The sequence below is a fragment of the Marinobacter sp. genome (assembly GCF_052094685.1).
In the GTDB taxonomy this organism is placed as follows: domain Bacteria; phylum Pseudomonadota; class Gammaproteobacteria; order Pseudomonadales; family Oleiphilaceae; genus Marinobacter.
In genome coordinates this window covers 1-9,606 of record NZ_JBQDKB010000117.1, presented here as the reverse complement: position 1 = coordinate 9,606, position 9,606 = coordinate 1, and the positions used below count along the sequence as shown (strand labels likewise).

The 9,606-nt window shown below is 53.7% G+C and carries 8 protein-coding genes; 3 read left to right on the top strand and 5 right to left on the bottom strand.

The window, feature by feature from the left end; genetic code table 11:
• The first annotated feature begins 128 nt into the window (after nucleotides 1-128).
• On the top strand, nucleotides 129-2,501 hold the full coding sequence (gene ppsA, locus ACTH3S_RS16565) for a phosphoenolpyruvate synthase (RefSeq protein WP_441810115.1): 2,373 nt from the start codon (nucleotides 129-131) through the stop codon (nucleotides 2,499-2,501).
• A 30-nt stretch (nucleotides 2,502-2,531) separates the two neighbouring features.
• On the top strand, nucleotides 2,532-3,011 hold the full coding sequence (gene rraA, locus ACTH3S_RS16560) for a ribonuclease E activity regulator RraA (protein ID WP_441810114.1): 480 nt from the start codon (nucleotides 2,532-2,534) through the stop codon (nucleotides 3,009-3,011).
• A gap of 63 nt (nucleotides 3,012-3,074) precedes the next feature.
• Here the strand turns inward: rraA and ACTH3S_RS16555 are convergent, their stop codons facing one another.
• The 3 genes from ACTH3S_RS16555 to ACTH3S_RS16545 form a co-directional block, all read right to left on the bottom strand.
• Nucleotides 3,075-3,365 (bottom strand): PilZ domain-containing protein, encoded by a 291-nt coding sequence (locus ACTH3S_RS16555; protein ID WP_441810113.1) that lies wholly within the window; start codon nucleotides 3,363-3,365, stop codon nucleotides 3,075-3,077.
• Nucleotides 3,366-3,370: 5 nt separating this feature from the next.
• Nucleotides 3,371-4,042, bottom strand: a complete 672-nt coding sequence (locus ACTH3S_RS16550) for a TIGR04211 family SH3 domain-containing protein (protein ID WP_441810112.1) — start codon at nucleotides 4,040-4,042, stop codon at nucleotides 3,371-3,373.
• Nucleotides 4,043-4,168: 126 nt separating this feature from the next.
• Nucleotides 4,169-4,468: a YciI family protein gene (locus ACTH3S_RS16545; protein WP_441810111.1), complete on the bottom strand. Its 300-nt coding sequence runs from the start codon at nucleotides 4,466-4,468 to the stop codon at nucleotides 4,169-4,171.
• A 122-nt stretch (nucleotides 4,469-4,590) separates the two neighbouring features.
• Between ACTH3S_RS16545 and ACTH3S_RS16540 the strand changes: the two genes are divergently transcribed.
• Nucleotides 4,591-5,445 carry a PHP domain-containing protein gene (locus ACTH3S_RS16540; protein ID WP_441810116.1) on the top strand — a complete coding sequence of 285 codons (855 nt, stop codon included), beginning with the start codon at nucleotides 4,591-4,593 and terminating at the stop codon, nucleotides 5,443-5,445.
• Here ACTH3S_RS16540 and ACTH3S_RS16535 read toward each other — a convergent pair.
• Nucleotides 5,442-5,984, bottom strand: coding sequence for a YecA/YgfB family protein (locus ACTH3S_RS16535; RefSeq protein WP_441810110.1), 543 nt, complete (start codon nucleotides 5,982-5,984; stop codon nucleotides 5,442-5,444). The two genes, ACTH3S_RS16540 and ACTH3S_RS16535, sit on opposite strands and share 4 nt — an antisense overlap.
• A gap of 3 nt (nucleotides 5,985-5,987) precedes the next feature.
• A complete protein-coding gene (gene rne / locus ACTH3S_RS16530) occupies nucleotides 5,988-9,137 on the bottom strand; it encodes a ribonuclease E (RefSeq protein ID WP_441810109.1) in 3,150 nt (1,049 codons plus the stop codon).
• Nucleotides 9,138-9,606: the final 469 nt, after the last annotated feature.

Genomic DNA, 9,606 nt, shown 5'->3' with positions numbered 1-9,606 from the left:
AATCCGAAGGTTACAGTATCATACACGCCAAGTTCGAGACTCCGCAGTGGTTGTTATCCGCTTTTTACGCTTGATACCGCGCTGGCCCGGTTTTACTCTTTGTTATACAGATTCGAGGGAGACACGCTTTGGAAGATTACATAATCTGGTTTGATCACCTAGGAATGTCCGATGTTGACCGGGTAGGCGGTAAAAATGCCTCCCTCGGTGAAATGATCAGTAATCTCGCCAATGCCGGTGTGACTGTTCCCGGAGGTTTCGCTACAACCTCGCATGCATACCGTGAATTTCTGGCCAAAGACGGCCTGAAGGATAAAATTGACAACGTGCTCGATAGCCTCGATATCAACGATGTGAACGAGCTTGCACGTGTAGGGGCGGAAATCCGCCAATGGGTTATTGATACACCTTTCCCGGATGCGTTGGAAAGTGCGCTCAAAGAGGCCTACAGCACTTTGCTGAACGGCAACAACAAAATGGCCGTTGCCGTGCGTTCCTCTGCAACGGCGGAAGATTTGCCAGATGCTTCCTTTGCAGGTCAGCAGGAAACCTTCTTGAACGTGGTCGGCCTGGAACAGGTGCGCACGTCTGTGAAGGAAGTGTTTGCCTCTTTGTTTAATGATCGTGCGATTTCCTACCGCGTTCACCACGGCTTTGATCACAAGCTGGTGGCCTTGTCTGCTGGCATCCAGAAGATGGTGCGCAGTGAGACGGCTTCAAGCGGGGTTATGTTTACGCTGGATACTGAATCAGGTTTCCGGGATGTTGTGTTTGTTACCGGCTCATACGGCCTTGGCGAAACAGTGGTTCAGGGTGCCGTTAATCCAGATGAATTCTACGTTCACAAGCCCACATTAGATGCCGGTCGGCCAGCCGTATTGCGTCGTAATCTCGGCAGCAAAGCCATCAAAATGATCTACCACTCAGATCCTGACAGTGGCCAGCTTGTGGAAACCGTTAAGGTGGATCCAGAAGAGCGCGGTCGGTTTTGCGTTACAGATGCGGAAGTGGAAGAGTTGGCTAAACAAGCCATGATCATCGAGAAGCACTATCAGCGCCCCATGGATATCGAATGGGCGAAAGACGGTGATGACGGCAAAATCTATATCGTTCAGGCGCGCCCTGAAACAGTTAAGAGTCGCGCCTCTGCCAATGTGATGGAGCGCTATCTGCTGAATGAAACCGGCACAGTGCTGGTGGAAGGTCGCAGTATTGGCCACAAAATTGGTGCGGGCCCGGTCAAAATTATTACCAGCATCAAAGAAATGGATCGCGTACAAGATGGCGATGTGTTGGTTACAGACATGACGGACCCAGATTGGGAGCCGGTCATGAAGCGTGCTTCTGCGATTATTACAGATCGTGGCGGCCGTACCTGTCACGCAGCCATCATTGCCCGTGAGCTGGGCATTCCTGCCGTTGTAGGGTGTGGTGATGCTACTGAGCTTTTGAATAATGGCCAGGAAGTGACCGTATCCTGTGCGGAAGGCGACACTGGCCTGATTTATGAGGGGGCCTTGGATTTTGAACTGCGTGAAAACACCGTAGATTCCATGCCCAATATTCCGTTCAAAATCATGATGAACGTGGGTAACCCGGACCGCGCCTTTGATTTCCAGTCACTGCCTAACGAAGGTGTGGGGCTAGCGCGCCTTGAGTTCATCATTAACCGCATGATTGGTGTGCACCCGAAAGCACTTCTGAACTTTGACGGTCTGCCAGGCGATATTAAGCAGACGGTGGAAAAGCGTATTTCCGGCTACAGCTCCCCCGTGGATTTCTATGTCGACAAGCTGGTAGAAGGGATTTCTACTCTGGCAGCAGCGTTTGCACCCAAGAAGGTGATTGTGCGTTTGTCTGACTTTAAATCCAACGAGTACGCCAACCTGATTGGTGGCACGTTGTATGAGCCAGATGAAGAAAACCCGATGCTGGGTTTCCGTGGCGCGTCGCGCTATATCTCGGAGACCTTCCGTGACTGTTTTGAGCTGGAATGCCGCGCGCTCAAAAGAGTACGCAATGAAATGGGCTTTACCAACGTAGAAGTGATGGTGCCATTCGTGCGTACCGTGGGTGAGGCAGAACAGGTAGTTAGCCTGTTGGCAGAGAATGGTCTGAAGCGGGGTGAAAATGGCCTGCGCTTGATCATGATGTGTGAGTTGCCCGCTAACGCCATACTGGCAGACCAGTTCCTAGAGCACTTTGACGGCTTTTCCATTGGTTCCAATGATTTGACTCAGCTAACGCTCGGTCTAGATCGTGATTCGGGCATTATTGCGCACTTGTTTGATGAGCGTAACGATGCGGTTAAGGCGCTTCTTTCCAACGCCATTCAGGCGTGCCGGAAAGCAGGTAAGTACATAGGTATCTGCGGTCAGGGCCCATCTGATCATCCGGATCTTGCAAAATGGTTGATGGATCAGGGTATTGATTCCGTGTCTCTTAACCCAGACTCGGTGTTGGATACCTGGATCTTCCTGGCGGATGAGAAAGTCGACTGAATCCATTTCTGCGTAAAGGAGAGCAATAACGTGGCAACCATTATTACCCCGGATCTGTGTGATGAGTTTCCGGAAGTTAAAGTGGCCGCACCCGGCTTTAATAACTATGGCGGAATTAAAGCTTTCGGCGGCGAGATCGTCACCGTAAAGTGTTTTGAAGACAACTCCGTGGTTAAGGAGCAGGTGGGGTTGCCTGGCAAGGGCCGAGTTATGGTGGTAGACGGTGGCGGCTCAATGCGCCACGCACTGCTGGGCGACATGCTGGCGGAGAAGGCAGCCAGCAATGGCTGGGCTGGCTTGATCATCTATGGCTGCGTGCGAGATGTTGACGAGATTGGTAGCACGGATCTGGGGGTTCAGGCTTTAGCCACTTATCCTCGGAAAAGTGAAAAGCGGGGCTTAGGCGACCTAGATGTGCCAGTGACCTTTCACGGTGTGACCTTTCAGCCGGGACACTACGTGTACGCTGACAACAACGGCATTGTTGTGTCAGAGAAGCCCCTGGTTTAGCTCTTACGTTTATGCCCTTGGTTTACTAGTGGTTCTTGATTAACTAGTGCCAGGGGCAGGAAGCTAGCGGGTGACTTCGCTGATGTTGGCCCCCAGCAGAAAGCCGTCACCCTCCGGTTCACACCGCATAACCTCACAGATAGTCTCCAGCGGAGGGAACTGATCACTGCTTGGATGCAGCACTGTGGTCAGCTCTTCCCCAACCATCACCGGGTTTCTAACAAACAGCTGCATTCCCGTGGCGCTGAGATCCCTGCATGTGCCAGAAAAGGTGCCCCCTTTACTGTCAGTAATCTCGATTTCTGATTCAACCTGCATGCGATGAAAATCGCGCTTCTCCGAATAGTCCTTCATAAGGTTTACGCCCAGTTATCGGCTTTTCTTGTGGGTTTGAGCATCGGAATGACCAGCGCCAGAAGTACGCCCCCAAGTACGAGGCCCGCACCTACTAGCATGAAATCCGATTCCTTGCTGGCTTCCAGCCGTTCGTTTTCGGCGGTTAGCACTTCTAAATCGTTGCGCAGCTTCTGGTTCTCTTCCAGTAGCTCGCGATTTCGTCGCTCCAGGTTAATCGAGTTTGAGGCAATGTTCTTGATGCGCCGGAGCTCTTGCTGCAGCTCGTCTGAACGGGTCGATAGTGACGATTCTGCGCTGCTTAGCGTATCCCGCTCGCTGGAAACATCTTTCAGTTGACCCTTTAGAGAGGATAGCTCAGTTTTTGCTTGCTCAAGCTGCCGGCTTACGGTTTTTAGCCGGTCTGCCGCAATGGGCGTGTTGCTGATATATTGGCTGGAAACCCATCCGTCGTTGCCCTTTGCTGTACGTACGCGGGTGTAGCCGGTATCTGAGGTTTCAATAACTTCCAGAGGCGTGCCGCTGGGCACTGCATTCTCAATGATCCGGTATTGGGAGCCTGCGCCTGAACGGACAGGAAGATAGAGTTGATCATCAACCCAGACGGTTTGCGCCTGAGCCGCGGCGATGGAAGAAAAAATAAAAAGCGCACTGATGGCAAGGCGATAAAGCGTCACTGGCAAGGTTCCCAAAAAATTCGGTTAAAAGAACTCGTTATTATCAAAGCCGCAATTTTGTCACAGATACCCGATCGTTCAAGCGAGCTCTCATTACAATAAGCTCATGGAGTTCTATCGGCAGCTTTAAGGTAAAACCACCTTGAACGGCTTAACGGTCACTTTACTGTATACGCCGGCGTCCATGTAGGGGTCGCTGTCTGCCCAAGCTTGAGCTGCGACTAGGGAATCGAACTCTGCCACCACGAGACTGCCCGAAAAGCCGGCATTTCCCGGGTCTGGGGTGTCTATAGCAGGATGTGGCCCGGCCAACAGAAGTCTGCCTTCCTCTTTCAGCTTTTGCAGCCGTTCAACATGAGCAGGCCTTGCTGTTTGACGTAAGGGTAAGCTGTTTTCGACATCTTCACTGATAATGGCGTAATACATAGGGTCTCCGGTTTCTCGGTGTGCCTTGTTAAATAATGCACGGAGTTGAATGGCTGGTACACTGGGTTCTTCGCCATTCATTCCATTAGGGAATTTTTGTGACTATACCGCAAGACCCTGTTTTGTGCATTGATCTGCATTGTCATAGCACCGCGTCAGACGGGGCTCTCACACCCACGGAGCTGTTAGTTCGTGCAGCAGAGAAGAACGTGACGCATCTTGCTCTCACAGATCACGATACTGTTAATGGCCTGGAGGAAGCGCAAACCGCTGCTACAGCTAACGGGGTTGTGTTGATTCCCGGTATTGAGCTTTCTTGTTTGTGGCGAAGCCGCACCATACACATTGTTGGTCTGGACTTTGATACCGACGATCGTGAGTTCCGTGCTGCGCTGGAACGACAGCATCAAAACCGCTGGGCGAGGGCGGCCATGATCACCGACCGCCTGAGTAAGCTTGCGATTCCAGATCTGCTTGAGCGTGCTACCGCTGAAGCTGGAGGAGATGTTCCTGGGCGGCCGCATTTTGCGCGGGTGATGGTTGAGGCAGGTATCGTTAAGAATGCCGCGCAGGCGTTCAAGCGTTATCTAGGGGCTGGCAAGGTGGGTGACGTAAAAGCCTTTTGGCCGGAGCTTGAGGAAGTGGTTCAGTGGCTCAACTCGGCGGGCGGTCTCGCAGTGCTGGCTCACCCCAGAAAATATCAACTTACGGCAACAAAACTTCGGGAGTTGACCGCAGATTTTCGCAGGGCTGGCGGCCGTGCTATTGAGGTGTCTACGTCTGGACAGTCCAGTGGGGATCTAGGGTTTTTGACCGAGCTATGTATGCGGGAGAAGCTGCTGGCTTCTCAGGGTAGTGATTTTCATTTTTCCGGTGCACCCTGGTGTGAGCTTGGTCGGATTATGAAAATGCCAGACGGGCTGGAGCCGGTCTGGCATCATTTCAAGCAAGTTCCTGGCGTTAACGCACCGGTTTAAGTCGGTGCGTGGAACATCAGGTACAGGTCTGTCAGGGAGTCGGGGATAGCATCTGCCATCTGACCCGACAGTTTTTCGCTGTTGCGAACGTTCTGGAAGTCTTCATCGTCGAACAGTCCCGACAATGTCAGCATGGGGATCATTAAGTCCGCTGTTTCTTCCTCGCTCGCAGCATCAAGCCATTCATCCTCATGCTCCATGAAGGTGTCCACAAAGCCAGCGCACCAGTTCTCTAGCGCGTTCATTGGGTCACCGTCTTCCGGCTCTGGGAGTTCCAGAGCTTCGCCCATATCCAGGGCTTGGGTCATGTCTCCCGCCAGGCGCGTGACGCACTGACGGAAGGTGTCCGGAATCCCGCCGCCGGGTGTCTTCTCGGTGCCTGTAACAAGGCGGAAGACGGCCTCCACACTCAATGTGGTTGGCCCGACGACGCTGGCGCAGACAACGCCGTGGAAACCGAAAAAGTCTAGGGCTTCATCACCCCAGGGTTCGGCGAACAGGATGTCTTCCAGCGCTTCTATGTCGGAATTGGACAGCATGTATTAGTTACCCCCGGACTTTTTGGCTTCTTCGGCCGCCCGTTGGCGCTTGCGCACTTCGCGAGGGTCGTTATACGCACGCCCGGGTGTTACCGGAACGCTTGGTTCGCTGGCGGCCTTTTCTACCACTTCGGGAGCAGCGTTAACCTGCGTAGCTTCAGGCTTGTCGGCCGGCGCTTTCTCTGCAGGCTTATCCTCCGATGCGGCTTTGCTCCGACTTCTCGCAGGTGTTGATCTCTGCTTCTTAACAGGAGCGGTCTTGCTCTCATCTTCAGCTGCGCTTGTCTCTGAGTTTTCAGCAGACTTCTCGCTTTCTGCAGCAGCGGGCTTTTTCTCTGCCGGCTTCTGATCAGCTTCAGCCGAAGGCTCTTTGTCCTTCGGGGCAGGCGATGCCTTGTCTGCCTCTGTGGTCGCTTCAGGTGCTGCGGCCTTTGGCTTGGCTACGGGCGCCTCTGCCTTTGCAGCTACCTCACCTGTAGCTGGGGCTTCGGATTTCTGAGCCTGGGTAGTTTTTTTCTCTTGGGGCTTTGGCGCCGGGGCATTCTCTGCTTTATCAGCTGATGGCTGCTTATCGGCGGATGGCTCTTTTGGCTTCTCGGCAGAAGCTTCATTCTCTTTTGGAGTTGAAGTTTCTTTTTCCTTTGAGGCTAAAGGCTCCTTCACCGAAGTGGCGGCCGGTGTATTCTCAGCCTTCGTTTCTGCAGGCCCATTGTCGGTAGCTGTGTCCGTCTTTGGGGTGGACACTGCCTTTTGCTCGCTTTGCTGGGCCGCAGGCGCGTTGGTTGTAGCCTGATCTGCGCTCTTGGCTGCAATAGGTGCTACTTTCACATCGGCGTTGTCGCTGCTTGCTTCTGGCTGAGTATCCTTTTGATGCTTCTCGTTGCGGGTGCTCTTGCGAGCGGCCGGCGTAGAAGCTGGAGTCTCGGAAGATGAGCCATCCCGGTTGCGAGGGCGACGCGGCTTGCGACGACTTTCGTCAGCGCTGGGCTTGTCAGCGGTTGCCTTTTGTGGGGCTTCCGGCTGATTAGCGTTTTTCTGATCACCGTTGTTTTTGGTGTCGCGCTGTGGCCGGTTGCGGCCTTGGCCGCGAGTCTGACCATCTTTTCGATTGTCTCGACGACCATCGCCACCGCGGTTGTCAGTGCCTTTGCTCTCAGAACTCTTATTGTCAGAGGTTTTGCTTGCTGCCTGACGGTTCTGGTTGGGGCGGCTTTGATCGTCGTTGCGGTTGCGGCCCCGAGAACGATTATCGTCGTTTCGGTTTTGTGGATTATTGCTTTGACCGCGTTCGTTTTTGCTGCGGTTGTTGGTGTTGCTGGAGCTTTGGCCATCCCGTGCAACGCGGGACTTGCGACGATCCTGGCGCGCTTGATTCCGCGGATCTTCGCGGTTGGCGCTTGCCTTTGAGTTGTCGCGAGTGTCAGCCTGTTGGTCTTCTTCGCCACTGAAGAAGCACGCAATCTTGCGACCTATCCGGCGGATCAGGCCGTCGTCCTGCTCTGCTGTTTCCTGGGCTTCTGCGGCTTTAGGCCCTGGGGCTGGTGCCCTGGGGCGTACGGCTCTTACGGCTGCCTGTTCCCGTGCCGGTTTATCAGCGGCTGGCACTTCAAGCACTTCTTCTTCGCGCTGGCTGTATTCCTGCGCTACTTGATGGCTCGAGATGTGTTCGGGTGTGGCTTCGTCATCACGCATGCGTAGAATTTCGAAGTGCGGCGTTTCCATGTGTGGAACCGGCACAACAACTACGCTAACTTCCTGATTTGCCTCAATGTCGGCCAGCTGCTTGCGCTTTTCGTTCAACAGGAATGTAGCCACGGATACTGGCACGATAGCCCGAACTTCGCCGGTCTTTTCCTTGGATGATTCTTCGTAGATCAGGCGCATGATGCTCAGCGCCAGAGATTCGATACCACGAATGGTTCCCTGGCCTTCACAGCGAGGGCAAACTTCGCTACGGGTTTCACCCAGTGAAGGGCGCAGCCTTTGGCGGGACATTTCCAATAGGCCGAATCGTGAAATCTTGCCAACCTGAACCCGCGCCCGGTCAATTTCCAGAGCTTCGCGCATCTTTTGCTCTACTTCGCGCTGGTGCCTGGCCGGTGTCATGTCAATAAAGTCGATCACGATCAGGCCGCCCATGTCTCGCAGGCGAAGCTGGCGCGCAATTTCTTCCGCCGCTTCCAGGTTTGTCTGGAAGGCGGTTTCTTCAATATCGTGACCTTTGGTGGCGCGGGATGAGTTGATGTCGATAGACACCAGCGCCTCGGTAGGATCGATAACAATAGAGCCACCAGACGGTAGCTTCACTTCACGCTGAAACGCGGTCTCGATTTGGCCTTCAATCTGGTAGCGGCTGAACAAAGGAATTTCGTCTTTGTACAGCTTGATCTTGTTTTCAAATGTTGGCATCACGGCGCGGACGAAGTTAAGTACATCCTCGTAAACGCTCTCTGAGTCGATCAATACCTCTCCGATATCCTGGCGCAGGTAATCGCGAACAGCGCGAATGATAACGTTGCTTTCCTGGTGGATAAGGAAAGGGGCTTTGCGCTCGCCAGCAGCCTGGGTGATGGCTTCCCAGAACTGTACCAGGTAGTCGAGATCCCACTGAAGCTCTTCAGTGGTGCGGCCGATACCGGCAGTGCGCACGATGATTCCCATGGACTTGGGCACCTGTACGCTGTTCATGGCTTCTTTCAGCTGTGCCCGTTCTTCGCCTTCTATGCGGCGTGAGATACCGCCTGCACGAGGGTTGTTGGGCATTAGGACAAGATAGCGGCCGGCAAGGGAAATGAAGGTTGTTAGGGCGGCGCCTTTGTTGCCGCGCTCTTCTTTGTCCACTTGAACAATAACTTCCTGGCCTTCGGAAACCACTTCTTTGATGTTCACTTTGCCTTCGATCTGGCCCGGTGATTTTTTGAAGTAGTCTCTGGAGATTTCTTTTAGAGGAAGGAATCCGTGGCGATCGGCGCCGAAGTCAACAAATGCGGCTTCTAAGCTTGGTTCTACACGAGTAATCCGACCCTTGTAGACGTTGGCTTTTTTCTGCTCGCGGGAGCTGGATTCGATATCAAGGTCAAACAGGCGCTGGCCGTCAACCAGGGCGACGCGCAACTCTTCTGGATGAGTTGCATTTATGAGCATTCTTTTCATGGAAAGTGGGTATTCCTGTCGTTAAATTTTGACAGAAAACCGAAAGGCGTCGCATCTGCGAAGCAGGATGTGCGTGCCGCTGGCCCTGTTACATCAGGGGCTGAGCGGCGGACAGACGAATCACACTCTACTGGCGTATGATCCTGTTGATCTGAGACCACCGCCAACACCCCGCCTACCTGCTGGCAGGGAGGTGTCGTGTAGGGTTCGTGTCTGTTGGCGCATATAATCCGTTTTCAGGTTCACACAAGTGCCCAGGTCTCACGTCGTATTCGTATGCTGGACGGCCCGGCCTTGCGTGGCAGTGATTCTTCGCGATATCGCCCGGCGGTTTTCCGCACGGTTTCAGTTTTTCCGGTGTCAGCTCGCCGCTTCTTTTACGGGTCTGCTCTGACACTCCGGAGGTGTTTCTTGCGCCGTGCCCGATAGTGATTGGGCGCTCGGCGTTCAAACTCTTGAATAGTGTCGG